19 protein-coding genes are annotated in these 24,713 nt (G+C 73.4%); 7 read left to right on the top strand and 12 right to left on the bottom strand.

Features of this window, described 5'->3' with window-relative positions:
- Positions 1–46 precede the first annotated feature (46 nt).
- On the bottom strand, positions 47–751 hold the full coding sequence (locus ACIGA3_RS11620) for a DUF4232 domain-containing protein (protein ID WP_399713317.1): 705 nt from the start codon (positions 749–751) through the stop codon (positions 47–49).
- 188 nt (positions 752–939) lie between these two features.
- The gene (locus ACIGA3_RS11615; RefSeq protein ID WP_399713316.1) at positions 940–2,319 is read right to left on the bottom strand and encodes a serine/threonine-protein kinase; all 1,380 of its coding nucleotides are present in this window, start codon (positions 2,317–2,319) and stop codon (positions 940–942) included.
- A 47-nt stretch (positions 2,320–2,366) separates the two neighbouring features.
- On the opposite strand from ACIGA3_RS11615, the gene ACIGA3_RS11610 reads away from it, so the two are divergent.
- Positions 2,367–2,915: an RNA polymerase sigma factor gene (locus ACIGA3_RS11610; RefSeq protein ID WP_399713314.1), complete on the top strand. Its 549-nt coding sequence runs from the start codon at positions 2,367–2,369 to the stop codon at positions 2,913–2,915.
- Between the two features lie 39 nt (positions 2,916–2,954).
- On the opposite strand, the gene ACIGA3_RS11605 is transcribed toward ACIGA3_RS11610, so the two are convergent.
- Positions 2,955–4,571, bottom strand: a complete 1,617-nt coding sequence (locus tag ACIGA3_RS11605; protein ID WP_399713312.1) for a multicopper oxidase family protein — start codon at positions 4,569–4,571, stop codon at positions 2,955–2,957.
- A 162-nt stretch (positions 4,572–4,733) separates the two neighbouring features.
- Between ACIGA3_RS11605 and ACIGA3_RS11600 the strand changes: the two genes are divergently transcribed.
- From ACIGA3_RS11600 to ACIGA3_RS11590, 3 genes are all read left to right on the top strand, one after another.
- Complete coding sequence (locus tag ACIGA3_RS11600; RefSeq protein ID WP_389000448.1) at positions 4,734–4,976, top strand: hypothetical protein; 243 nt, start codon at positions 4,734–4,736, stop codon at positions 4,974–4,976.
- 6 nt (positions 4,977–4,982) lie between these two features.
- The gene (locus tag ACIGA3_RS11595; protein WP_399713309.1) at positions 4,983–5,360 is read left to right on the top strand and encodes a toxin Doc; all 378 of its coding nucleotides are present in this window, start codon (positions 4,983–4,985) and stop codon (positions 5,358–5,360) included.
- 323 nt (positions 5,361–5,683) lie between these two features.
- Complete coding sequence (locus ACIGA3_RS11590) at positions 5,684–7,291, top strand: RICIN domain-containing protein (RefSeq protein ID WP_399713306.1); 1,608 nt, start codon at positions 5,684–5,686, stop codon at positions 7,289–7,291.
- Here ACIGA3_RS11590 and ACIGA3_RS11585 read toward each other — a convergent pair.
- The 4 genes from ACIGA3_RS11585 to ACIGA3_RS11570 form a co-directional block, all read right to left on the bottom strand.
- Positions 7,288–8,457 (bottom strand): lactate 2-monooxygenase, encoded by a 1,170-nt coding sequence (locus ACIGA3_RS11585; RefSeq protein ID WP_399713304.1) that lies wholly within the window; start codon positions 8,455–8,457, stop codon positions 7,288–7,290. The two genes, ACIGA3_RS11590 and ACIGA3_RS11585, sit on opposite strands and share 4 nt — an antisense overlap.
- Positions 8,458–8,505: 48 nt before the next feature.
- Entirely contained in the window at positions 8,506–9,792 is a 1,287-nt protein-coding gene (locus ACIGA3_RS11580) for an MFS transporter (RefSeq protein WP_399713301.1), read from the bottom strand.
- Positions 9,793–9,861: 69 nt separating this feature from the next.
- Positions 9,862–11,007 (bottom strand): tetratricopeptide repeat protein, encoded by a 1,146-nt coding sequence (locus tag ACIGA3_RS11575; protein WP_399713298.1) that lies wholly within the window; start codon positions 11,005–11,007, stop codon positions 9,862–9,864.
- A 38-nt stretch (positions 11,008–11,045) separates the two neighbouring features.
- Positions 11,046–14,363 (bottom strand): CHAT domain-containing protein, encoded by a 3,318-nt coding sequence (locus ACIGA3_RS11570; protein ID WP_399713295.1) that lies wholly within the window; start codon positions 14,361–14,363, stop codon positions 11,046–11,048.
- 141 nt (positions 14,364–14,504) lie between these two features.
- Here ACIGA3_RS11570 and ACIGA3_RS11565 point away from each other — a divergent pair, with 141 nt between their 5' ends.
- Together ACIGA3_RS11565 and ACIGA3_RS11560 are read left to right on the top strand one after the other, a co-directional pair.
- Positions 14,505–14,927, top strand: a complete 423-nt coding sequence (locus tag ACIGA3_RS11565; protein WP_399713292.1) for a hypothetical protein — start codon at positions 14,505–14,507, stop codon at positions 14,925–14,927.
- A complete protein-coding gene (locus tag ACIGA3_RS11560) occupies positions 14,924–15,832 on the top strand; it encodes a hypothetical protein (protein ID WP_399713289.1) in 909 nt (302 codons plus the stop codon). The genes ACIGA3_RS11565 and ACIGA3_RS11560 overlap by 4 nt, the downstream gene beginning before the upstream one ends.
- A 64-nt stretch (positions 15,833–15,896) precedes the next feature.
- Here the strand turns inward: ACIGA3_RS11560 and ACIGA3_RS11555 are convergent, their stop codons facing one another.
- Positions 15,897–17,462, bottom strand: coding sequence for a purine-cytosine permease family protein (locus ACIGA3_RS11555; RefSeq protein ID WP_399713286.1), 1,566 nt, complete (start codon positions 17,460–17,462; stop codon positions 15,897–15,899).
- A 453-nt stretch (positions 17,463–17,915) separates the two neighbouring features.
- Here ACIGA3_RS11555 and ACIGA3_RS11550 point away from each other — a divergent pair, with 453 nt between their 5' ends.
- The gene (locus tag ACIGA3_RS11550; RefSeq protein ID WP_399713284.1) at positions 17,916–18,338 is read left to right on the top strand and encodes a subtilase-type protease inhibitor; all 423 of its coding nucleotides are present in this window, start codon (positions 17,916–17,918) and stop codon (positions 18,336–18,338) included.
- 188 nt (positions 18,339–18,526) lie between these two features.
- Here the strand turns inward: ACIGA3_RS11550 and ACIGA3_RS11545 are convergent, their stop codons facing one another.
- The 4 genes from ACIGA3_RS11545 to ACIGA3_RS11530 all read right to left on the bottom strand — a co-directional run bounded on the left by ACIGA3_RS11545 (position 18,527) and on the right by ACIGA3_RS11530 (position 24,705).
- Positions 18,527–21,343 (bottom strand): NHLP bacteriocin export ABC transporter permease/ATPase subunit, encoded by a 2,817-nt coding sequence (locus ACIGA3_RS11545; RefSeq protein ID WP_399713281.1) that lies wholly within the window; start codon positions 21,341–21,343, stop codon positions 18,527–18,529.
- 1 nt (position 21,344) lies between these two features.
- Positions 21,345–23,579: an NHLP family bacteriocin export ABC transporter peptidase/permease/ATPase subunit gene (locus tag ACIGA3_RS11540; RefSeq protein ID WP_399713279.1), complete on the bottom strand. Its 2,235-nt coding sequence runs from the start codon at positions 23,577–23,579 to the stop codon at positions 21,345–21,347.
- Positions 23,576–24,382: an HlyD family efflux transporter periplasmic adaptor subunit gene (locus ACIGA3_RS11535; protein ID WP_399713276.1), complete on the bottom strand. Its 807-nt coding sequence runs from the start codon at positions 24,380–24,382 to the stop codon at positions 23,576–23,578. Before ACIGA3_RS11535 ends, ACIGA3_RS11540 begins: the two co-directional genes overlap by 4 nt.
- A 107-nt stretch (positions 24,383–24,489) precedes the next feature.
- Positions 24,490–24,705 carry a hypothetical protein gene (locus ACIGA3_RS11530; RefSeq protein ID WP_030805100.1) on the bottom strand — a complete coding sequence of 72 codons (216 nt, stop codon included), beginning with the start codon at positions 24,703–24,705 and terminating at the stop codon, positions 24,490–24,492.
- Between the last annotated feature and the right edge of the window lie 8 nt (positions 24,706–24,713).

Genomic DNA, 24,713 nt, shown 5'->3' with positions numbered 1-24,713 from the left:
ACGCCGGTGCGCCGGGCCGACCGGGCCCCGGCGCCGTCGTGCCCGGTCAGGCGCCCGAGCCGGGGGCGAAGACGGTCAGGCGGACCGAGGACGCGTTCCCCGATACCGGCACCGCGCCGGCCGTCCACGTCACCTTCAGCGGGTCCCGCTCGTCCGGCGGGGTGACCACCAGCGAGGCCGGCTTCTCCGACTTCGCGCCGCTCACCTGAGGGTTGGAGAAGGTCAGCCCGGCCCACGCGCTCTGGCCGGGCCGGAGCGTCACGGTCACCGGGGAACCGGGGGTGCGCTCGGGGTCGCGGCCCAGCTGGGTGCCGGAGGCGTTGACGAAGGCCGCGCCCGGATAGCCGCGCAGGGTGCAGGTGCGGGACGACTTGTTGGTGAGGACGACGGGGAAGTTCTCCTGCCCGGCCCCCGGATCGTTGCGGCCCACGGCGGCCCGCAGCTCGGAGGTGTGGCATCGGGTGCTCTTCGCGGTGTCGGGCTTGGCGGTCCTCGTGACCGTGTCCGGCGCGGAGCTGGGGGTCGAGGTACCGCCGCTCTGCGTCACCGGGGAGGGCGTGTCGGCGGGGTCGGGGGAGCCGGTGGACTCGCCCGCGCCGGAGGGCTCGGTCGCGGGCGCCGCCGAGCCGGACACCGTCTTCGCCGGTGCCGCGCCCATGTCGCCGTTGCCGCAGGCGGTCAGGAGGCCCAGTACGGCGGCGGTGCCCACGAGCAGGGTCCCGCGCCGCCTGGCCGGGGATGAGTTCGCCATGTCGCGTAAGCCTCCCTGAAATCCACGGCACACGGGGTCCGCGTGCCGTCGGCGCCCGATGCGCCGTCACACCTTCCGATGCGCCGTCCGGCGGAAAAGTTCGGGACGTGGCGGAAAAAACTTCCGCGCCCGCAAAAGTCTCCGCTCACCGGGGCCTCGCCGCCACGCCGGACGACGGTTCCCCCCGATCAGGTGACCCGCAGCGAGCGGAGTATGCCGTCGGTGGCGTCCGCGTCGCCGTGCTGACGCACCTGTACGTACACCTGCGGGCCGCGCGCGCCGTCCGAGGGGCGCAGCGCGGACTCGGTGACCGAGCCGCCGCCCGCGCAGCCGCTCCACACCCGGACCGTGCCCCGCCAGCCGGGCCCCGTGAACGTGCGCCGGTCCGCGCCCCGGCAGCCGGAGTGCGCGAGCGCGTCCACCCGGCCGGTGAGATCGCCCTCGCCGACGCCGACGAACACGCCGTTCACCGGCTCGCCGAGGTCGGACCAGCGGGACAGGTCGTCGGCGACCACCAGCCCCGGTTCCCGCCCGGCCGGCAGCCCGAGCGCCCGCGGGTCCCACCCGGAGTCGCGCAGCTCCCGGTCCCAGCCCGCGGGCACCTCCACCGCGATCCGCCCGGAGGCGTCCCGTACCCGCGCCGCCTCGGCAGCGCCCCCGGCGGGCCGGTGCAGCACCAGCGCCACCGCGCCCCCGGCGGCCACCAGGGCGACCGCGGCCGCACCGGCGAGGACCGCGCGCCTGCCCCGCACCGCGCCGGACCAGCGCGGCTGGCCGGTGCCCGCCGCCAGCCGGTCCAGCTCGTCCGCGAACGCCCGCGCGGACGGCCAGCGCCGCTCCCGGTCCGGCTCCAGCGCCCGCAGCACGGCCCGCTCCACGCCGGCGTCCAGCTCCGGCCGCAGCCGGGCGGGCGGTACCGCCTTGCCCGGCTGCCCCGGCACGGTCCCGGTGAGCAGCTCGTAGCCCACCGCGCCCAGGCTGTAGACGTCGGCGCGCTCGTCGATGCCCGCGCCCGGCTCGGCCTGCTCCGGGGGCTGGTAGCCCGCCGAACCCGCCGCGAGGGTGAGCGCCGACGCCTGCGCGAGGCTCTTGGCCAGCCCCAGGTCGGCCAGCAGCAGCCGGCGCCCGCCGTCCGGGGCGGTGCGCAGCAGCAGGTTGGTCGGTTTGATGTCCCGGTGCACGATCCCGGCCTCGTGCAGCGCGGCGGCACCCCGCGCGGCCAGCGCCGTCAGCTCAAGAGCCTCGGGCACCGGCAGCGGACCGTCGGCGAGCAGATCGGCGAGGGTGCCGCCGTCGGCGTACTCCATGACGAAGTACGGCCTGCCGTCGTCCAGTTCGCCGATGTCGTAGACCTGCACCACCCGGCTGGAACCGGCCCGGCGCAGCAGCCGCGCCTCGGAGAGGAAACGCTCGCGCACATCGAGGCGGTGGGACCAGTTGTCGGCGAGGACCTTGACCGCCACCAGGGCGTCGAGTTCGTCGTCGTGGGCGAGCCACACGGTGGCGAAGGCGCCGCTGCCCAGGCGCTGTTGAAGGCGGTACCGGCCGATCCGCTCCGGGGGGTGCATACGACTATCATGCCTGCCCTGAGATCGACTCCGAGGGGGGAGCGGACGTGCCGGACGCGGCGAGGGCCGAGGAGCTGGCCCGCCTGGCGGCGGCGGGCGACCGGGCGGCCCTGGACCGGCTGCTGACCGAGCTGCGGCCGGAGGTGGTGCGCCGCTGCGGGCGCTTCCTGCCCTGCCGGGAGGACGCCGAGGAGGCCGCCCAGGACGTACTGCTCCAGCTCGCCCGGCACATCGGCGGGTTCGAGGGGCGCAGCCGCTTCAGCACCTGGCTGTACACGGTCGTCGCCAACTGCTGCCGGCAGAAGTACCGCGAGCTGAAGCGGCGGGCCGCCGAACAGCCCGCGCCGGCCGAGGTGCCGGAACCCGTCGACCCGCGCACCACCAGCGTCATCGCGGGCTCCCGGCTCGACCTGCTGGACGCGCTGGACCGGCTGGAGCGCGAACACCCGCACCTGGTCGCGCCGCTGGTCTACCGGGACCTGTGCCGGCTGGACTACGCCGAGGCCGCCGAACGCGCGGGCATCCCGCTCGGCACCCTGAAGTCCCGGCTGCACGAGGCCCGCAAGCGGGTGCGGCCCTGGCTGCGCGCCCACTGACCCGCCGCCGGGGCGGGTCCGGGGACGCGGGTCATCGGCTCACTTCTTGTAGCCGACGATCGTCATCATGCCGCTCTCCGAGTGGTACTGGTTGTGGCAGTGCAGCATCCACAGGCCGGGGTTGTCGGCGTCGAAGTCGATGACCAGCTTGCGGTGCGGCAGCACCACGGCGGTGTCCTTGCGTGCGCCCACCGAGTCGATCCCGGTCAGCGCGAAGGTGTGGCCGTGCAGATGCAGCGGGTGCCACATGTCGGTGGCGTTGATCAGGGTCATCCGGACCCGCTCCCCGGCGCGCACCGCGTGCCGTTCGCGCACGTCGTACTGCTTGTGGTCGAAGCCCCAGTTGTACTTCTCCATGGTGCCGGTGACCCGGATACGCATCTCGCGGTCCGGCTCGCGGTGGTCCAGGGCGACGGAGTCGGCGGGCAGCAGACGGCGCGCGGGGACCACCTCGCGGTCCAGCTCGGGCAGCTTGACGTCGGCAGGAGGAACGGTTCTGCCGTTGTCGGTGCGGAGCACCGCCAGCGCCTGGCCGACCTTGCCCTCGGCGAGCGCGACCAGCGGGAACACCCCGTCCTTGGCCGTGATCAGCACGTCGTACCGCTCCGCCATGCCGACCAGCAGGGCGTCCGTCTCCCGGTGCTGGACCGGGTAGCCGTCGGTGTGCGTGACCGTCAGCTTGTGGCCGCCGAGCGCCACCCGGAAGGCGGTGTCCGAACCCGCGTTGATGATCCGCAGCCGCACCCGCTCACCGGGACGGCACTTGAACGAGGTCGGCGCGCCCGGCCTGCGCCCGTTGATCAGGTAGATGGGGTACGAGACATTGCCGCCGACCCCGTCCAGGATGCCGCTCTTCGGCCCGTGCAGCATGCGGTCCGGGCCGGTGTTCTTCGGCGGGTGGGGCATGGCCGACTTCGGGTGCTCGTGCGGGTGGGCGGTCGGGCGCTCAGGGCCCATCATCGCCATGCCGCCACCCGGCTTGAGCTGCTCCAGCACCTTCTCCGGAGTGGAGCCGTCGACACCGTCCACCCAGTCGTCGAGGACGATCACCCACTCCTTGTCGTACTTCAGCGGCTCCCTGGGGTCGTCCACCACGAGCGGCGCGTACAGGCCCCGGTCCGGCTGCATGCCGACATGGCTGTGCAGCAGATAGGTGCCGGGGTCGGCGACGGTGAAGCGGTAGTTGAAGTCCATCCCGGCCGGAATGGACTCCTGGGTGAGGCCCGGCGCGCCGTCCATGTCGCAGCGCAGCCGGACGCCGTGCGAGTGCAGGGTGGTGGTCTCCGGCAGCCGGTTGGCGAGCGTGATGCTCAGCACGTCACCGGCGGTGGCCCGCACCAGCGGTCCGGGCAGCTCGTCCTGGTACGCCCAGGTGCGCACGGACCGGCCGCCCAGGTCCAGCGTGGTCTCGCCGGCCGTGAGCGTGAACATACGCACCCGGCCCGAGCCGCGCCGCCGCTCGGCGGCCCGGACCTCCGGACCCGACGGTTCCACGTAACCCGCGGGCCCCGGCGGGACGAAGTTCCCCGCCGCCATCGTCGTGCCGCGCGGTCCGGGACGGGGCCGGGGACCGGAGTCGGAGCAGGCGGCCAGGAGTCCCGCGCCCGCGGCAGCGAGCGGGACGCGGAGGAGAGTACGCCGCGAAGGTGTATGCATGAAGGAAATAAGACACTTTTTGTGCTCATATGTGATGGATCTGAGGGCGGCGCGTCTGCTGGTGTCGGGCTCGCCGACCCGTCAGGAGCCCTGGGTACCGGGGGAGTGGGCGCCTGATCCGGCTCGATTTACGGGTGAGTACCCTCGCGGTACCGTGAGGGCATGCCAGCTCTCAACGTGGAGTTCAGCGAGCGCGAACTCGCGGACCTGCGGCAGATCGCCAAGGAACGCGGTACGTCGATGAAGGCCCTGGTGCGGGAGGCGGCCGCGGCGGACATCGCCCGGCACCGGGCGCTGAAGGAGGGCGCGGAGACCTTCCGGGCCTTCTTCACCGCGCACGCCGCGGAGTTCGCCGCCGCTTTCCCGGACGACGAGGCAGCCCCGGCCAGGGGCGAGGCCGCCTGAGCGGCGATGCCCCCCGTCATCCACATCGACGTCCCCTGGCTGCTCCAGCGCCATGAGGACGTACTGCCCGAGCAGCCCTCGGTGGACGACTTCTCCGCCCTGGTCGCCGCCGTCGCCCGGCACCGCGTGGACCCGCCCCGGCTGGGCGTCGACTCCGACCCGGCCTGGCGCGCCGCCGCCCTGCTGCACACCCTCGCCGTGCTCCGCCCGCTGCCCGCGGCCAACGCCCGCTTCGCCTGCGCCACCGCCGTCGCCTACCTGCACATCAGCGGCGCCGGCATCGACCCGCCGTACGGCGCCCTCGTCGACCTCGTCCGCGATGTGACCGCCGGCCGCGCCGATGTGTACGGCGCGGCCGACCGGCTCAGGTCCTGGCGGATCTGACACCGCCCCGGCGGACGGGGGAAGCCGTACGGCCGTCGGCCGGGGCGGGCGGCCGTCGCGTGCGCGGGCTTCACACGGGGCGCGCGAAACCCACCCGACTCCGACTTCCCTGCAAACCCGTCGATGTGGGACGTGCTCCTTGTTGCGTGTGGAGATGTTGTGCGAGGGTGACACTCCCGTGCGGGGGGTGAAGTCCGGGACCGATTCGGCAGTTGGGCGACCGGGCCGGAGCCACGCCGATTGTGGGCCTGTGGGTCCCCGCTCCCCGTGCGCATCCCGGAGGTCAGCTCCCACGCTCCGCACGCGCCAAAGGAATCCGCTCAGTGACCACCCCTCAGCCTCCTCTTCCCCCCTACCTGCCCGGCATGGCGGCGGGGGAGTCCGACGAGTCCACGGCCGCCTCGCTGCGCGCCGGTTCGGACACGGAGGCGTCCCGGTCCGCCGCCCTGCTGATGGCCCGGCACTGGCAGCCCGCCGCCGACTACGCCGTCATCTGCGTCGCGGGTCCCGGACCACTGGCCCAGATGGTCACCGCCGCCGTCTTCCACCAGGCCCTGGACCGGCTCACCCTCGGCGAGCCCGCCGAGGCGCTGCGGCCCCGGCTGCTGGTGGCCGTACGGGACACGGTCCTCGACTGGGCGGCCACCGACCGGGTCACCGCCGCCCTGCCCGGCCTCGGCAAGCCCGCCGGGGGGCGCGGCATGCGCGCCGCGAACTCCCTCACCCCGGAGAACCGCGCCCTCGCCGAGCGGGCCTTCCACATGTTGCCCCGGCTCGAACAGACGCTGCTGTGGCACACCGAGGTGGAGGCCGAACCCGTGGCCGTACCCGCGGCCCTGCTCGGCGTGGACCCGGTCGGCGCGGCCGCCGCGCTCGAACAGAGCCGGGAGAAGCTCCGCGCGGGTGTGCTGCGCGCACACCGCGAGCTGGCCCCCAGTGGTGAGTGCCGCCACTACAACCGGCTGCTCGACGTGCCCGTCCGCCGGGGTGGCGCCGTGCTGCCCGACATCCGGCAACACCTGGACGCCTGCTCCTACTGCCGGTACGCCGCCGAACAACTCGGCCAGATCGACACCGGCGCCGGGCTGCTGCTCGCCGAGGCGGTCCTCGGCTGGGGCGCCCGCCGCTACCTCGACTCCCGCCCCGGCCGGGGGCAGGCCGCCACCCAGGGCGACGCCGCTCCGCGCTCGGGCGGGCGCCGGCGCGGCGGCAAGCGGGGCGCACCGGCCCGTGGCGCCCGGTCCGGGCGCGGGCGCGGCACCGGCTGGTCGCTGCGTACCGGGGCGGGCGTCGTCTCGGCCGGGCTGCTGGTGACCGGCTTGGCCGTCGCCGTGTGGCCCGAGGACGCCGGCGGCCGTACCCCGGTGGTGTCCGCCGGGGCCGCGCCCGCCGCCGACCCCCGTACCGCGCAGCCCTCGGCGCCCGCCGCCGCGCCCGTTCTGCCGCTCGCGGGCCGGCCCACCCGGCTGCGCAATGTCGCGGCCGGGCTCTGCCTGGGCATCAAGGGCGAGCCCGAGCGCGGCGCGCTGGTGACGCTGGCCCTGTGCTCCGGCGCCGTCACCCAGCAGTGGACGTACGACGCCGACGGCCTCCTGCACAGCCAGGCCGACCCCCAGCTCTGCCTGGACTCCCACGCGGACGCCGCCGTCGTCATCCTCGGCACCTGCGACGACGCGGGCACCGAGCGCGGGAACGACGTGCGCTACGACCTCACCGTGCAGGGCGAGTTGCTGCCCCGCTGGGACGAGACGCTCGCGCTGGCCTCGGCCGACGCGCGTCCCGGCGCCGACATCGTGGTCTCGCTCCGGGACCGCTCGGCGGCCCAGCACTGGCTGACCGACACCCCGTCGGCGGCCCCCGGCTCGCTGTCGATAGCGGAGACTCCCGAGGTTCCGGCCCGGCAGGCGGAGGCGCCGGAGCAGGGTGCCTAGGCGGGTTCGTCCGTGAGGGTGGCCGGGTCCAGGGTGGCGGGGGTGGCGTGGCCGGAGAGGGCCAGGGTCAGGTCGAGTTCGGCCAGGATGCTGCGGATGACGTGTTCGACGCCCGCCTGCCCGTCCAGCCCCAGCCCGTAGACGTAGGGCCGGCCGAGCAGTACCGCGCGGGCGCCCAGGGCGAGGGCCTTGGCGATGTCGTCGCCGGTGCGGATGCCGCTGTCGAACAGCACGTCGAGCCGGTCGCCGACCGCGCGTACGACGCCCGGCAGCGCGTCGGCGGCCGCGATCGAACCGGCGACCTGGCGGCCACCGTGGTTGGAGACCACCACCCCGTCCATCCCGGCCTCGGCGGCCTCGCGGGCGTCGTCCGGGTGCAGGATGCCCTTCAGGACGATGGGGCCGTCCCAGTGCTCCCGGAGGAACGCCAGGTCCGGCCAGGTGTGCCCGGCGTCCCCGAACAGGCCGAGGAAGTGCAGGACGGCCGCGTCCGGGTCCTCCTCCACCGGCTTGGCCAGCCCTGCCCGGAAGGCGGGGTCGGTGAAGTAGTTGGCGGTGCCCACCCCGTGCAGGAAGGGCAGATACGCCCGGTCCAGGTCGCGGGGGCGCCAGGACAGCAGCGGGGTGTCCAGCGTGACGACCAGCACCGAGAACCCGGCCGCCTTCGCCCGGCCCAGGAAGCTCCGGGTCACCTCACGGTCGCTGCCCCAGTACAGCTGGAACCATCGCTCGGCGTCCCCCATCGCCTCCGCGACGGTCTCCATCGGTGTGCTCGACGCCGACGACAGGATGTACGGCACACCTTGCGCGGCGGCGGCCCGCGCGGCCCCGCACTCCGCGTCCGGGTGCATGATCGACAGCACGCCGACGGGCGCGAGGGCCAGCGGCGCGGGCAGCGTACGGCCCAGCACCCGCACGGAAAGGTCCCGTTCCGACACGTCCCGCAGCATGCGCGGCACGATCCGGCGCCGCTCCAGCGCGGCCCGGTTGGCCCGCTCGGTGCTCCCGTCCCCGGCGCTCCCCGCGACATACCCGACCGGCCCCGGCCCGAGCCGGTGCTCCGCCAGCTCCTCCAGCCGCGTCAGATCGGTGGGCAGCCGGGGCGCCGTCCCGTTCATCCCGTTCAGATAGATCTCGTACTGAAAGTCGGCCCACCGAGCGCCCACGCCGCCGCTCCCTCTCCGTCTACGGTGTCATGCTCAGCTCAGTGTGCCTCAGGGGGCGGGCTGAGCAGGAGTCCGGTCGCCGGTCCGGCCGGGGTCTTGCGCGCGGGGGAGTTCCCGCAGGGTGCGCAGGGGTGAGAGCAGAGCGGGCAGCAGGCTCAGCGTCATCCCCGCAGCGCCTACGCACAGGGTGAGCCGCGCGCCGAGGAGCGAGCCGACCGCGCCGCCTAGGAGGCCGCCCAGGGCGAGCCCGCCCCAGGACACGAACCGGGCCGTGGCGCTCATCCGGCCCATGAGCCGGTCCGGGGTGTGGGCCTGCTGGAAACTCGCCTGCGCCACCATCCGGACGACTCCGCCAAGCGAGAGAGCGGCCAGTCCGAGGGCCGCCACCCCGACGCTCCAGCCGGGCCGCGCCAGCGCCATCAGAGCGGTCAGCGGGCAGGTCACCAGCGGCGCGAGCCAGATGACCGGACCCTGCCCGACCCACCGCGACAACCTCGCCGCCAGCAGTGCGCCCAGCAGACTCCCGCACCCCATGCCCGACAGGACGAGCCCGATCCCGAACGACCCGAGGTGGATCTCCCGCGCCAGGAAGACCATCAGCATGGTCTGGTACATCACCAGGAAGACGTTGAACGCCCCGTCCGTCAGCACGGTCGCGCGGAGCACCGGCCGGTGGAGGACGAACCTCAGCCCCTCCTTGATGTCCCGCCCCAGCCGGGACCGCTCACCCGGCCCGGGCCTCGGCTCCCGCTTGCGGATGCCCATCGCGAGCAGCCCCGAGGCGGCCATCCCGGCCGAACTCACCAGCACCGCGACGGGAGCCCCGAGCCAGCCGACCAGCGGACCCGCCACCGCCGGACCACCGATACTCGTCACCGAACGCACCGCCGAGAGCCGCGAATTGCCCTCGACAAGATGCTCGCGCCCCACCAGATGCGGCAGATAACTGACGTACGCCACATCGAAGAACACGGTCAGCACACCATGCGTCAGCGCCACCGCGTACAGCCACCAGACCGTCAGCACACCCGCCCACCAGGCGACCGGCAACGACAGCAGCACCAACGCCCGCAGCAGATCGGTACTGATCAGCACCGACCGCTTCCGCACCCGGTCCACCCAGGCCCCCGCCGGCAGCCCGACCAGCAGCGAACCCGCCATGGTCGTCGTACTCAGCAGCCCGACCTGCAACTCACCGACGTCCAGCGCCACGATGGCGATCAGCGGCAGGGTGAGGAACACGACCCGGTCCCCCAGTTGCCCCACCGCCGTCGCACCGAACAGCCGCCGGAAGTCGGGCTGACGGAGCAGGCCGAGGCGGTCGGGTGAGGGCATGCGCACGTCCTTGAGGGTGGGAGGAAGGGCTGGTCAAGCCAACATCGTGTGTGCTCAAGAGGGCAACACTCAGGGCGAGTTGTCCCGTAGCCACGCCAGTCGTTCCGCTGCCGTGCGGGTGAGGGGGTGGTGGGGGCCGAAGACTTGGGTGTAGTCGGCTTGGCAGCGGGTGAGGAGGGTGGTGGCCTCCTTGTGGTCGCCGTTGTCGATCAGGACGTTGGCCAGGTTGTCGCGGGCGTGGAGGGTGTCGGGGTGGGCTTCGCCCTTTCGGCGGGATACCAGGGACAGGACCTCGCGCAGGATGTGCGCCGACTCCGCGTAGCGCTGGCGGGCGTGGAGTACGGCGGCGAGGTTGTTGCGGGTGGAGAGGGTGTCGTCGTGGTCCGGGCCCTTGGCGCGGTGCTGGGCGGTGAGTACGGAGCGCATCACCGTCTCCGCCTCGTCGAGACGGTCCAGCCGGCACAGCGCGGCGCCCAGATTGGCTCGCGCGGCCAGACCGATGTCTTCGTCCTGGAGGTTCCGCCGCTCCAACCGGGCTACCAGTACGCGCAGTTCACACTCCGCCTCGGCCCAGTGGCCCGCCTTGACCAGCGCCGCCGCATGGCTTCCGGCGGCGGAGAGGACCGCCGGGTCGTCCGGGCCGAGCAGCCGCTTCCGGCGCTCCAGCACGTCCCGGCGCAGCGCGGCCGCCTCCGCCTCCCGGCGCAGGTCCTCCAGCACCGAGGCCAGTGACGACGCGCTGTCCAGGGTGTGCGGGTGGTCCGGGCCCAGGAGTTCGGCGCGGCTGGTCCACACGCTGCGCCACACCTCCTCGGACTTGCCCAGCTCGCCCGTGGCGTGCATCAGACCGGCCAGGTCGGCGGCGGTCGTCAGGGTGTCCTCGTGGACGTAGCCGATGGTCAGGGACTGGATACGCACCAGGTCCCACAGCCGCTCACGCGCCTCCTCCTGACGGCCCTCCATGTGCGTCAGTACGCGGGCGTAGTCGCGGAACGCCAGCAGGGTGTCCGGGTGTTCGGGACCGAGCCGCTGATGGGCCGCGTTGGCACGCATGCCGTAGAACTCGTGCGGGGGCAGACCGACCCGGGTGATCTCCTGCTCGCTGCCGTCGTCGTTGAGCAGCGTGACGACCAGGTCGGCGGCCGGGGGGAGTTCCGGTTCAGGGGCGTCCCGTTTCTCGTCGTCCTCGCGCTTCCTGCGCCATCCGAGGGCCATGTCCCGACCCCCTCCTTTCCTCGTCCGGTTCCGCGGCTTCACGCCCCGGAGTGCACATGGGCGGCCCACAGGCTGGGGCTGCCGGGGAAGGCCGTCCGGCACTCCCGGACCGCGTGGTGCAGCGCGAGGGCCGCCCGGTCGGCATCCAACTCCACCGAGTCAGGCCGGTGTTCGCCGCGCAGCCCCCGGTACAGGCTCCGGGTCACGCGTACCGCGACCGCGTCGTGCACCGGCCAGAGGGTGCCGATCGCGTGGGGATACCCGGCGATCTGGAAGGACGAGGTGATGTGGATCGCCTCGTCCGCCAGCCGCTCCGAGCCCCGCGCGGTCTCGCAGGCCGACAGCACGGCCAGCCGGGCGTCCGGCAGCTCCAGCCGGGAGATATGACGTACCGTCAGCGGATGCTCCCGGTGGTCGTGCACCAGCAGCCGTGCCCGGGACGGGTCGTCCGGCTCGCTCACCCCGTGGCAGGCGAAATGCACGTACGGATGCGCGGGCAGCGCCGCCATCACCCCGGCGAACGTGGCGCGCGGGCCCGCGACCACCTCGGTCGGCAGCAGCGCGCTCAGCTCCCGTACCTCCCGGCGCACCCCGCCGAGCCTGCGCGCGCCGGGGGCGTCCGGCACGACCACCGCGAGCAGGCGTCCGGCCGGCGGGCGGCCCGCCGCGCGGGCGCGGGCGTAGGCCAGGGCGCGGACGGTCGGCGTGTAGGAGGAGACCGCGAGGTCCAGCACCGTACGGGAGCGGTCGCCGTGGTGACCGGCCGCGTGCAGCGGCAGCGCGGCGAGCGGGCCGCCCGGCGACCACCACAGCCTCGGCCACGCGCCGTCCGTGGGCGGAGCGGACAGCCCCAGCGCGGCGAGGACCGGCCCGGTCACGTGGTCCCACGTCCAGGCGAGCACACCCGCCACCGCCTCCTGGGCGGCCCGCTCCCCGTCCGGAGCGGCCGCCTCCGCGAGCGCGGCGGCCAGGCGTCGTACCTGAGTCTCCACGGCCGGAAGCCCCGCGTCCGGCAGCGGGACCAGGAGGACCCGGTCCGGCAGCAGGACCAGCGCGTCGCTGCGGTACGGGCTCGCGTACACCACGACCACGGGCCCCCGCTCGGCGCACGCCCGGACCTCGGCGGTGGTCGGACCGTCCAGGAAGTCGCTGAAGCCCGGCAGCGCGCGGATCTCGGCGACCAGCCGCTCCCACCGGGCCGCGAGCGCGTGCCGCTCGTCGGTGTTCTCGTCCTCCGCGGAGTCCAACCCGTCGACGAGATCGCGCAGCCCCACGAAACGCTCGGCCGCCTCCGGGTACGCGGCACGCAACCGCTCCAGTTCGGCACGCGCCGCGATGGTCTGCCCGAGCAGCACCCCGCGCCCCTGCTCCAGCAGCAGCACCGCGTGGTCGAGCCGGCCCAGGTGCACGGCACACGCGGCGGCATCGGCGGCCAGCCCCTGCACACTGGTCAGCCCGTGTTCCTGGTCGCTGCGGGTCAGCCGTCTGGTGATGCTGAACGGCAGCAGGGCGAGAGCGAGTTCGAACCCTTCGAGCGCCTGTTCCCAGCGGCCCGCATCCCCCGCGGCGATGCCCCAGGAGTACGCGGCCCTGACGCGCTGCGCGGCGGGCAGCGCCGTGATCCGGGCGACCTGCCGGTAGGCGTCCTCCGCCGCGAGCAGCACGGCCGGGTCCTTGGTCACCAGATGCAGGGTGCGCAGCGCGGAGGCGTACGACTGGAGGCGGCCGGCGGTGTTCGCCGCGCCGGGGGCCGATGCCCACACCGCCCGGCCCAGCGTGGTCACCGCCTGGTTCAGCAGCGCCGGGTCCTCGGCCGCGCGGGCGCCGGTGAGCTGGGACAGACCCAGGTTGTGCAGATAGTCGGCGTGCACCGGAGTGCCGTACGCCGTCCGTTCCACGGCCTCGGTCAGCATGGCGACCGACTCCTCCAGATCGGCCGGTGCGCCGCCGGACTCGAACCGCTTGAACAGGGCGTTGCCGAGGTGGTTCAGCCGCATGGCCCGCTTCGCGCCGCCCGGCGGGGTCCGGGCGAGCACCCGGCGGGCCGCGTCGACGGCCTCGGTGGCGGCGCCCGCCTCGCCCGTCCGGTCGTACCAGGTCTGGAGGATCACCCCCAGGTTGGCGAGCTGGGTGTCGGAGTCCGTCGGTGTACGTGGGGTGCTCAGCGCCAGCCGGGCCAGCCGGGCGGCCTCGCGCAGCGTCTCCAGGTCGCTCGTCTGGTGGTAGCGCTCGCGCAGGGCCAGGGCGAGGTTCGCCACCCGGTCGAAGTGGTCCGCCTCCTGAGGGGAGGGCTCCGCGATGGCGGCGCGCAGGACGCGTACGGACTCGTCCAGGAGGGCCGCGTCGCCGGTGCGTTCCCCCAGCCGGTGCAGGGCGTTGCCGAGACTGTTCAGCCGGTGCGGGCGCGGTCGGCTCCCCTCCGGGGTCTCCCGTACGGCCTCCCTCAGCAGGGCCACGGATTCCCGCAGCGGTTCGGTGCCCTCGGTGTGCTCGGCCGCCAGCCGGAGCGCCACGCCCAGCCCGGTGAGGGTCCGCACCCGTAGGGGGTGCCCCCTGGGGGTCTTGGCGTGGGCCGCGCGGTGTGCGGCGACCATGGCCTCGATGTCAGCGGGGTGGGAGGTCAGTTCGGCCTTCGTCTGCCATGCCGTGGCCAGGTGGAGCAGTGCCTGCGGACGGCGCGGCGAGCCGGGCGGAGTGCCGGCGAGGGCCGCGCTCAGCAGTTCCACGGCCTCCCGTGCCTGGGCCGGGTTCCGGTGGATCTCGGCGGCGTGGCGGAGGGTCGCCGCCAGGTTGTTCCGTACGGTCGGCAGCTCCGGGGAGTCCTCGGACAGCAGAGTCAGGGCCACCCGGCGCAGCCGCTCCGCCTCGGCGAGATCGGCATCGCTGCCCGTCGCCTCGCCGCGCTCGCCCAGCAGGCCGCCGAGCGTGTCGAGGATGAACGGCCGGTTGTCCCAGCCGCGCATGGGCAGCTCGGCCGCGCGCCGTAACGCGGTGATTCCCGCTTCCAAGTCGGCCGAATCGTGGCTGAGTTCGTAGCGCTCGGCCAGCATGCGGCCCAGGAGGCGGAGGTCCTGCTCGTGGGGTGCCGGACCCTCGGCGAGCAGACGCCCCACGGTGATCGACTCGTCCAGGTCGCGCTGGTCGCGGAACGCCGACCAGCGCATCACGAGGGTGCTGCGCAGTCCCGCCCGGCACGCGGTGCGCCCGGGGCCGTCCGCCGGCGCGCTGCGCAGGGCGTCCCGGCAGACGCCGACCGCGCGGTCCAGTGGGTGGCGGTCGCCCGAGCGGTCGAACTCGTGCATCAGAGCGGCGACTTGATGCAGCGCGTCGTTGACGGCTCCGTGCGCGTCCGGCATGACGGCCCCCGTATGTCTCGCCGTGGGCTCTCGCCCGTGGCGTGTCCCACGGGAGTCCCTGAGCCCGATTTTACCCAAGTGGTCCACCGGAAGCCCTCGTTATGCTGAGTCGTCTGTCGGCTGGTACAGGGAGGTACGGCGATGAGCGGGCTCGACGGCGACGACGGCGACGACGGGCCGGGCCACGAGCGGCTCGCGGCGCTGTGCCACCGGCTCACCGCGACCTCGCACGCACCGGAACTCGGCGCCGAGGGGCGCCGGTTGATCGACCACATCACCGCCGAGGTGCGGGGTGGACGCTCGCCGGAGGAACTGGAGGACTCCTTCGACGAGCTGGAGGATCTGCTGCTGGCCGCCGGGTTCACCGCGGGCCTCGGCTCGTACCGGACGGACACACCGCCCGGCTACCGGCGGTTTTCCGGCGCCGGCCACCCGCTGCTGCACGTGCTGGCCTGTCCGGGCGGGTGCTGCGCCCGGGTCGAGGCGCCCGCGCCGGAGGGCGGTCCGGCCGCACAGTGCCGGATCTTCGGACGGCCGCTGCGGGAGATCGGGCTGCGCCCGTGACCGCGTTCCTCAACGCGCTCGGCGGCAAACTGGCCGAACGCTGGCTGGCCCTGCTGGCCATCCCCGGCCTGGTGTACCTCGTCGCCCTGGCCACCGCCGTCACCCTCGGCCAGCGGCACTGGCAGGACACCGGGCGGCTGCGGGAGCGCCTGGACGCCCTCGCGGCCGCGCCGGGAGCGCACAGCGCGGGCGTGCTCGCGGTGGTGGCGGTCGGTGTGCTGGCCGGGGCCGCGCTGACGGGCACCGGTGTGCAGGCATTGGGCGCGCTGGTCGAACGGGTCTGGCTGACGGGGCCGCGCGGGCCGGTGACGCGGTGGCTCACGGCACGCCGGCTGCGCCGGTGGCGGGCGGCCGACGACGCCTACCGAACGGCGCTGGTCGCGGCCGGCCGGGCCCGGCTGGGCGGCGCGGCCGACGCGGGCGCTCTCGCGGACGAGGCGGAGGCGCGGTACGCTCGCCGGAACGAGGCCGGCCTCGTCGCACCGCGCCACCCCTTCTGGACCGGCGACCGGGTGACCACCCCGGACCGGCGCGTGTGGCGGGCCTACCGCCTGGACCTGACCGTCGCCTGGCCTCATCTGTGGCTGCTCGCCCCCGACAGCACGCGGGTCGAACTCGGTACCGCCCGTGCCGCGTTGAGTGCCGCCGCGCGTCTCACGGCCTGGGGCCTGGCCTACCTCCTGCTGGGCGCCTGGTGGTGGCCCGCCGCGCTGGCCGGCGTGGTCACGGCGGCGACGGGAGCCGTACGGGGCCGCACGGCGGCAGCGTCCTTCGCGGAACTCGCGGAGGCACTGGTCGACCTCCACGGCAAGGACCTGGCCCAGGCGCTCGGCCTGGAGTGCGAGGGCCGCCTCACCCCGGCGACGGGTGAGGAAGTGACCCGCCTGCTGAGCAAACCGGACTGACTTCGCGCGATCCCGGGCCGGCGGAAGGCGCCGACATCGCGCGCCGCCCGCCCGTCCCTCGGTCTCAGCCGCTCGCCGCGGCCAGAACGGGCGCCTCCGTGATCGGCGGCACCGGCATCTCCCGCGTGGGCACCCATCGCGCGCCCTCGGGCCCGTAGGCCGCTCGAGGCTCCGGGAACAGCCACAGCAGGGACAGGTACAGCACCGCCGCCACGGCCAGCGACAGCGGCAGGCTGATGTCGACCCCGTTCGCCAGGTCGCCCAGCGGGCCGACGAACTGACCGGGGATGTTCGTGAAGAGGACGCCCAGCACCGCCGACACCCACCACGCGGTCATCCCGCGCCAGTTCCAGCCGTGGGTGAACCAGTAACGGCCGCCCCGCTGGCGGCGGTTGAAGACCTGGAGGGCGTCCGGGTCGTACCAGCCGCGACGGGTGAAGAAGCCGAGGATCATCACGACCATCCATGGCGTGGTGCAGGTGATGATCATCGTGGCGAAGGTGGAGATCGACTGCACCAGGTCCAGGGCGAACCGGCCGATGAAGATGAACGCGATCGACACCATGCCGACCAGCAGCGTCGCCCGCACCCGCGACAGCCGGGGGAACACCGAGGAGAAGTCGAGACCGGTGCCGTACAGCGCGGTCGTGCCCGTGGACATGCCGCCGATCAGGGCCAGCAGACACACCGGCAGGAAGAACCAGCCCGGCGAGATCGCCAGCAGCCCGCCCACGAAGTCCGGCGCGGCCGGGTCGACGTACTTCGGTGCCTTGGTGGCGATGATGCTCGCCGTCGCGAGCCCGAACACGAACGGCAGCAGCGTGGCGAGCTGGGAGAGGAACGCGGCGCCGACCACCCGCCGGCGCGGGGCGTCCGCCGGGATGTACCGCGACCAGTCACCGAGGAACGCCCCGAACGACACCGGGTTGGACAGCACGATCAGGGCCGCGCCGATGAAGGACGGCCAGAACATCGCCTGCGTGGCGGCGTCCGCCGAGTCGGTGAACGAGCCCGCGTACGACGGGTCGAAGTCACCGCCGAACGCGACCGCGCCCAGCAGGAAGAGCGCCGTCGCCGACGTCACCGCGATCTTGTTGACGAACAGCATGAACCGGAACCCGTACACGCACACCGCGAGGACCAGCCCGGCGAACAGCGCGTACGCGACGACGTACGACGGCGTGCCGCGGCCCAGGCCGAACAGCCGGTGCGCGCCGCCGACCAGGGCGTCGCCGGAACTCCACACCGAGATGGAGAAGAACGCCACCGCCGTCAGCAGGGAGAGGAAGGAGCCGACCACGCGGCCGTGCACGCCCAGGTGCGCCGAGGAGGACACCGCGTTGTTGGTGCCGTTCGCCGGGCCGAACATCGCCATCGGACACAGGATCAGGGCACCCGCGAGCACCCCGAGGACGGTCGCCGCGAGACCCTGCCAGAAGGAGAGCCCGAACAGGATCGGGAACGCGCCGAGTACACAGGTGGAGAAGGTGTTGGCGCCGCCGAAGGCGACCCGGAACAGATCGAACGGGGTCGCGGTGCGCTCCGCGTCCGGAATGCGCTCCACGCCGTAGGGCTCGACCTCGGTGAGCGAGGGCGCCGGGGCGGGGGAGTCGGTGGGCTGTGAGGTCAACTGGGGCTCCAGGTACGGGGTCTGCCGACGGTACGGCCGGATCGGAGCGTGGGGCCAGGGGATGTTTCATCCATCCTCGGCCGCTTCGATGGAGGGTTCACCCACCCGCCTCGCCCGGCGAAACCCGTGCGAACAAGAGGAATCGTGAAGGTGTCACGGGCGGATCGTGAAAGTGGCCCCGACGCGGGGGAGCGGAATGTTTCAGGCCGATTGCTCAGGCGGTGAGTTCCGGCCATCGGACCGATGCGCGTGTTCGGAAAGCCCGGCGTTGAGGGGCCGACGTGTTCGAATTCCGTGACTTCGCGCCACTGATTCAATACGCAATGTTACTGAAAGTCATGGGTGGGATGTGTGTTCCGGCGACGGACTCGGCAGAGTGGCGCACGCCGCTCCGGCGCCCCACCGGGCCCGGCCGGCAAAACCCTCAACTGATCGAGCGGAAGGATGCACACCATGCGGAACACCGCGCGCTGGGCCGCGGCCCTCGGCCTCACCGCCGCCGCCGTCTGCGGACCCCTGACCGGTTCCGCCGTAGCCGCGCCCGCCTCCCTGTACGCGCCCTCGGCACTGGTCCTCACCACCGGCCACGGCGACAGCGCGACCACGGTCACCCCGGAGCGCGCCGTCACCCTCGGCTGCGCCCCGACAGCCACCGGCACCCACCCCGCGGCGGCCGCCGCCTGCGCCGAACTGCGCGGAGTGAAGGGCGACTTCACCGCCCTCAAAACCCGCGCCGACGTCCACTGCACCCGGCTGTACGACCCGGTGGTCGTCACCGTCCAGGGTGTCTGGCAGGGCCAACGGGTCGCTTATGAGCGCACGTTCGGCAACGCTTGCGCGAAGGACGCGCTCGACAGCAGCGTCTTCGCGTTCTGAGACCGGGATCGCACGGGCTCCGTGCCACAGGGCCGGTTTCGCGAGTGGGGAGTGCGGCCCCTGGAGCGGAGCGACCGGCGATCCCGTACCGGGAGGGCGAGGCGGAGTGGGGCCGCCGCCTTCCGGACCCACAGCCGCTTCCCGGCCAGGTCCGTGGGGGGCCTCGCCGGGAAGCGGCACATCTTTCCCTACGCCATTTGCCGTCGCACCAGTTCGTGCAGCCGGCCGCCGGTGTCCGCGAGCAGTTCGGCGGGGGTGCCCTGCTGGATCACCTTGCCGTCCTCCATCACCACCACCCGGTCCGCGTCCATCACGGTGGACAGCCGGTGCGCGATCACGATCCGGGTGGCGTTCAGCTTGCGGGTGGACTCGATGACCGTGCGCTGGGTGTCGTTGTCCAGGGCGCTGGTCGCCTCGTCGAAGAAGAGGATGCGCGGCCGGCGGATCAGCGCCTGCGCGATCATCAGCCGCTGGCGCTGCCCGCCGGAGACCGCCCCGCTGCCGGCGACGATGGTGTGCAGCCCCATCGGCATCCGCTGCACGTCCTCCGCGAGGCCCGCCAGCTCGATCGCCGCCATGACCTCCTCCGGCGTGTACGGCTCGGTGCCGCACACCACGTCCATGATGGAACCGTTGAACGGCTGCGCGTGCTGGAGCACCACCCCGCACTGCCGCCGCACCGCCGACTGGTCCAGCGCGCCCAGGTCCTGACCGTCGTACAGCACACTGCCGGAGACCGGCTTGTCGAAGCCGATCAGCAGACGCAGCAGCGTGGACTTGCCGCAGCCGCTCGGGCCGACCACCGCGACGAACTCGCCCGGCCGCACCGAGAAGGACACGTCGTCCAGGACCAGCGGGCCGTCGTCGGAGTACCGGAAGGACAGCCGCCGGGCCTCCAGCGCGCCGGTCAGCGGACCCGGCCGGGTGCTCCCCGCCCGCACCTCCGGGGTGGCGTCCAGCACCGGGCGGATCTCCTCGAACAGCGGCAGCGCCGCCACCCCCGACACGAAGGCGCCGGTGAGCTGGGTGACCGAGGTCAGCACCATCGTCACCGCCGTGCTGAAGGTGAGGAACGACGCCGCCGACATCGCGCCCTTCGCCGGGCCCGCCAGCAGCATGAACATCACCAGCGTGCACACCGGCAGATACACCGCGCCCAGCACCGAGCTGAGGTTCTTGATCCGGCCGACCTTCTGCTGGAGCTCCCGGCTGCGCGCGAACTCACTGGCCCAGGCGGCGTACGCGTAGTTCTCCGCCGACGCCACCCGCAGCTTGGGCAGACCGCGCAGGGTCTGGAACGCCTGGTTGTTCAGCTTGTTGCCGAGCGTCACCAGCCGCCGCTGCCAGCGCACCTGCCACAGTCCGAGCCCGAGGAAGACGGCACCGATCACCACGAGCATCCCGATCGCGGCCAGCGCCATCGGCACGCTGTAGTACAGCAGCAGCCCGACGTTCATCGCGCCGATCGTCACCGACTGCGCCACCACCGGGCCGACGCCCGCCAGCAGCCGCCGGATCGAGCTGATGCCCATCGCGGCACTCGCCAGCTCACCGGTGGACCGCCCGCTGAAGAACCGGGTCGGCAACCTCAAGAGCCGGTCCCAGACCGCCGGTTGGAGCGCCCCCTCGATCCGGCCCTCCAGCCGCAGGATGGTCAGGTTCTCCAGCAGCGTGAACGCCGCCGACACCACCCCGCTCAGCATCACCGCGAGACACACCTGCGCGATCAGGTTCTCCCGCGCCTGCGGCACGTACTCGCCGAGCACCTTGCCCGTGGCGATGGGCACCAGCGCGCCGATCACCACCGTCACCAGACCCGCCAGCAGCAGGTTCAGCAGATCGCTCCGCGTCCCGCCCAGGCTGAACCGGAGCAGGCCCAGCGGGCCGAGCCGCCGCTCGGGCAGCGGCCGGTAGAACATCACCGCACGCGGCTCGAACTCCTCCGCGTTCGCCTTCTCCACCGGAGTCTCCCGGCCGGTCGCCGGCTGCACCGCGACATAGCCGCCGCGCCGCCACAGCAGCGCCACCGGCGCCCCGGACAGCGCCCGGTGCCCGACCAGCGGGCCCACGTTCTCCCGCCACCAGCTGCCCTCGAGACGCACCGCCCGCACCCGGACCCGCGAGGCCAGCGCCACCCGCTCCACCGGGTCGAGCCGCTCGCTCTCGCCGATCCCGCGCGCCGGATCGGCCAGCGTGATCCCGGCCGCCTGGGCGACCAGCTTGCAGGCCGCGTACCCGGCGTCCGCGTCGGCGGCCGTCGTCCGCCGCGCCGAGCGCTTGCCGATGGAGGCGAGCAGCGTCTGGTCGGCGTGGGCGCGTACCGCCTCACCGGCCTTGATACCGGCCGCCGCCCGTGTCTCGTGGGTGCGCTCCAGCTGCTCGATCCACCGGTCCAGCGCGGTCAGCAGCCGGTACTGCTGGTCGACCAGGCTCTGCCACAGCGCCGGGTCCATCAGCAGATCCGCGACCGCCTCCGCGCCGTACATCGAGCCGTACTGCGCGCTGCCCGGCGGCACCTGCATCCAGAACACGTCGTCGTCCGACGGCGCCACCGACCGGTCCTCGGCCAGCGGCGCCTGGAACAGCACCGACAGGCCCCGGCCGACGCCGAGCGCGAGGGCGTACTCCAGCGGGCTGGAAGAGGGCGGCACGTACTGCGGATTGCCGTACTCGTCGTACGACCAGGTCTCGGTGTGCGCGCCCTGGTACAGCTCGCGCAGGTTCACCCGGTGCACCACACAGTCCCGCACCGGGCGGGCCACCAGGGTGTGCTGGGGCCCCGCGACCGGGCCCAGCAGCAGCGCGCCCGCCTCCACCCGGCCCAGGTGGTGCCAGTGGCCCTGCTCGGCGGCGTCCACCGCGAACAGGTCGAGCGCACCGGCCGCCACCAGCCAGAGCACCTGCGGTCCTTCGAGATCCAGCCGGTTCAGCCCGGCGCAGTCGACCCGCGTGCCCAGCGAGCCGAGGGCGCCCAGCACCAGATCACCGTCGTGCGTGGACGTCATCTCACCGCTCCCTGACCAGCGCCGCGTACGCGCCACCGCGCGCCACCAGCTCCTCGTGCCTGCCCCGCTCCACGACCGTGCCGTGCTGGAGCACCACGATCTCGTCGCTGTCGCGGACCGTGCTGAGCCGGTGGGCGATCACCACACAGGCGCAGCCGCGCCGGCGCAGGTTGTCCATCACGGTCAGCTCCGTCTCCGCGTCCAGCGCGCTGGTCACCTCGTCCAGCACCAGGACGCTGGGACGGCGCACCAGCGCCCGCGCGATCTCCAGCCGCTGACGCTGGCCGCCGGAGAAGTTCCGGCCGTCCTGCTCGACCTTGCTGTGCACCCCGCCCGGCCTGCGCGCCACCACGTCGTACAGCGCCGCGTCCCGCAGCGCCTCCTCCACGGCCTCGTCCGGGATCGAGGGGTCCCACAGCGCCACGTTGTCGCGGACCGAGCCCTCGAAGAGGAACACGTCCTGGTCCACGAAGGACACCGAGGCGGCGAGCGCGCCGCGCGGGATGTCCTCCAGCCTGCGGTCGTCGATCCGGATCACGCCCTCCCACGGCGCGTACAGGCCCGAGATCAGCCGGGACACCGTCGACTTGCCGCTGCCCGAACCGCCCACCAGGGCCACCTGCTGCCCCGGGCCCACCGTGAGGTCGAAGTCGGTCAGCAGCGGCTTGTCCAGCGGGCTGTAGCCGAAGGTGACGCCCTCCAGCTCGACGTGCCCGCGCAGCCTGCGGGTGGAATCGGCGCCGCCGGGGCGCGCGTACAGCGGGTCGGCCTGGAAGTTCTCCACGTCCTTCAGCCGGGCCACGTCGGCCGCGAAGTCCTGGATGCGGCCCGCCACGCCGTTGAGCCGGGTGAGCGGCGCGGTGAAGCGGGCCACCAGCGCCTGGAACGCCACCAGCAGACCGACCGAGATGTGCCCCTCGACCGCCCTCAGGCCGCCGATCCACAGGATCAGCGCGCTGTTGAAGGTGGCCAGCGTCGGCGCGACCACACCCAGCCAGGCGCTCGGCACCCCGAGCTTCTGCTGCTCCTCCAGCGTCGCCGCGTGCTGCCCGGCCCACTTCCGGAAGTAACCGTCCTCCCCGCCGGTCGCCTTCATCGTCTCGATGAGCTGGAGTCCGGTGTACGAGGTGTTGGTCAGCCGCGCGGTGTCGGCCCGGAGCTTGGCGGTACGGGTCGCGCGCAGCCGGATCACCAGCCGCATCGCCACGATGTTCAGCAGCGCCACGCTGATACCGACGAAGGTCAGCTGCGGGTCGTAGGTGTAGAGCAGCACCGCGTACAGCACGACCACGATCGCGTCCACGCCCGCCGCCGCGAGGTCGCGGGCGAGGGTCTCGGCGACCTGGTCGTTGGACTGGAGGCGCTGCACCAGGTCGGCGGGGGAGCGCTGGGAGAAGAAGGTGACCGGCAGCCGCAGCAGATGGCGCAGGAAGCGGGCGCTGGACAGCGTGGAGGAGATGATCCGGCCGTGCAGCAGATTGGCCTGCTGGAGCCAGGTCAGCACCAAGGTCAGCGCCACACAGGTCGCCATCGACGCGAACAGCACGCCGAGCAGCGAGGTCTGGCCGCCGATCAGGAACATGTCGATATAGGTGCGGCTGAGCGCGGGCACCGCCGCGCCCACCGCGACCAGCAGCAGGCTCGCCAGTACCGCCGCGGGCAGCGTGCCCGCCGTGCCGCGCAGCCGGGCGGGCATCGCGCCGAGCACACCGGGCTTGCGGCCGCCCTTGCTGAAACCGTCGCCGGGCTCCAGTACCAGGACCACACCGGTGAAGCTGCCGTCGAACTCCTCCATGGGCACGAACCGGCGGCCCTTGGCGGGGTCGTTGATGTACACCCCGCGCCGGCCGAAGCGGCGGCCCATGCCGTCGTAGACGACGTAGTGGTTGAACTCCCAGAACAGGATGGCCGGGGCGCGCACCTCGGCGAGCGCCGCCAGGTCCATCTGCATGCCCTTGGCGGTCAGCCCGTAACTCCGGGCCGCTTTCAGCAGGTTGCTCGCGCGCGAGCCGTCGCGGGAGACACCGCAGGCGATGCGCAGCTCCTCCAGCGGGACATGGCGGCCGTAATGGCCGAGCACCATGGCGAGGGAGGCGGCGCCGCACTCGACGGCCTCCATCTGGAGCACGGTGGGCGTACGGACCGTGCCGCCACGGGGTTTGGGCACCGGACGGCGGGCCGGCGCGGCCCGTCTGCGGCCGCGGTTCTCCTGCGCGGTGTCGGTCGGGGCGGTCACGGGAGCAGCCAATCGATCGGGCGCTGGTCGGTCAGATGGACCGAACCGGAGGCCAGGGTCATGGAGTCGAGCCCGAACGGCGGCCCGCCGGCCGACGACCAGCGGTAACCGCTCTTCGCGGACGCCGACTTGTCGAGCGTGACGAGGACGGCTACCGGACGGCCCTTGCTGGTGAACTGCCGGCCGAGCTGGCTGTCGCCGAGGAACGCGCCGATCGACTGCGCGGACTGCGCCGTACGGTCCACCGACTTCACCCTGCCGCGCAGCACGCCGTAGCGCTCGGCCGGTACGGAGGACAGGGTCAGGTCCACGGTGGCGTGCGCCGGGATGGCGGCGGCGTTCTCGGCGGGGACGTACACCGTCGCGTACAGGGGGTCCGAGTCGTGCGCGACCTTCTCCACGGCCGCCACGTCGGCGCCGGTCCGCACGATCTGCCCGATGGTCGCGGCCAGCGCGGTGATCCGTCCCGCGGCGACGGTACGGATCACCGAATCGCCCTGCGCGGTACGGACTTTGAGCACGGGCGCGTTCGCGGGCAGCTGCTGCCCCTGCTTGGCGAGCACGCCGGTGACCTGACCGGCCACGGGGCTCTGGAGGACATAACTGCCCTGCCCGTGCGTGAGGATGGCCGGAGCGCTCACGGTGGAGGCGACCGAACCGGTCACCGCCCACACGGAGGCGGCCGCCATCACGACGACGGTGATGCCCAGGACGAGCCACCCCTGCGGACGGGCCAGCCGCACCGGGAGGTCGAGATCCTCCGGCGACTGGAGCTTGGCGAGGGCCTGTTGGCGGAACTGCACGGAACTTCCCTCACCCGAGGAGAGACGATGTCACGGAGTGTTTCGGGACGCCCGAGAGTCCCGGACCCGCGAGGGGTTCCGGGACTCTCGGTGACACCGAGGTGCGGTCAGAGACCGGCGACCAGGCCGGTGACCGGGGCCGTGTTGAGGCCGGTGACACCCTCGACGGTGCCGACGGCGGTGTCCACCAGGCCGGAAACCGGGGCGATGCCGTTGACGGCGCCGGTCACGGTGGAGAGGGCGTTCACGGACAGGCCGCCGGAAACGTTGTCCAGCTCGGCGTCCGAGATCTCGACGGTCTCGACACGGGGGGTGGAGTTCATGATGGAAC

Source organism: Streptomyces sp. NPDC085596 (assembly GCF_044541565.1).
In the GTDB taxonomy this organism is placed as follows: Bacteria; Actinomycetota; Actinomycetes; order Streptomycetales; family Streptomycetaceae; genus Streptomyces.
This window is presented reverse-complemented; position numbering and strand designations above follow the sequence as displayed.

Bases quoted from the DNA above. Each gene is read 5' to 3' on its own strand.
- ACIGA3_RS11570 (WP_399713295.1), bottom strand. From the start codon at position 14,363: ATGCCGGACGCGCACGGAGCCGTCAACGACGCGCTGCATCAAGTCGCC.
- ACIGA3_RS11620 (WP_399713317.1), bottom strand. From the start codon at position 751: ATGGCGAACTCATCCCCGGCCAGGCGGCGCGGGACCCTGCTCGTGGGC.
- ACIGA3_RS11605 (WP_399713312.1), bottom strand. From the start codon at position 4,571: ATGCATACACCTTCGCGGCGTACTCTCCTCCGCGTCCCGCTCGCTGCC.
- ACIGA3_RS11600 (WP_389000448.1), top strand. From the start codon at position 4,734: ATGCCAGCTCTCAACGTGGAGTTCAGCGAGCGCGAACTCGCGGACCTG.
- ACIGA3_RS11530 (WP_030805100.1), bottom strand. From the start codon at position 24,705: ATGAACTCCACCCCCCGTGTCGAGACCGTCGAGATCTCGGACGCCGAG.
- ACIGA3_RS11545 (WP_399713281.1), bottom strand. From the start codon at position 21,343: ATGACGTCCACGCACGACGGTGATCTGGTGCTGGGCGCCCTCGGCTCG.
- ACIGA3_RS11550 (WP_399713284.1), top strand. From the start codon at position 17,916: ATGCGGAACACCGCGCGCTGGGCCGCGGCCCTCGGCCTCACCGCCGCC.
- ACIGA3_RS11595 (WP_399713309.1), top strand. From the start codon at position 4,983: ATGCCCCCCGTCATCCACATCGACGTCCCCTGGCTGCTCCAGCGCCAT.
- ACIGA3_RS11575 (WP_399713298.1), bottom strand. From the start codon at position 11,007: ATGGCCCTCGGATGGCGCAGGAAGCGCGAGGACGACGAGAAACGGGAC.
- ACIGA3_RS11615 (WP_399713316.1), bottom strand. From the start codon at position 2,319: ATGCACCCCCCGGAGCGGATCGGCCGGTACCGCCTTCAACAGCGCCTG.
- ACIGA3_RS11580 (WP_399713301.1), bottom strand. From the start codon at position 9,792: ATGCCCTCACCCGACCGCCTCGGCCTGCTCCGTCAGCCCGACTTCCGG.
- ACIGA3_RS11565 (WP_399713292.1), top strand. From the start codon at position 14,505: ATGAGCGGGCTCGACGGCGACGACGGCGACGACGGGCCGGGCCACGAG.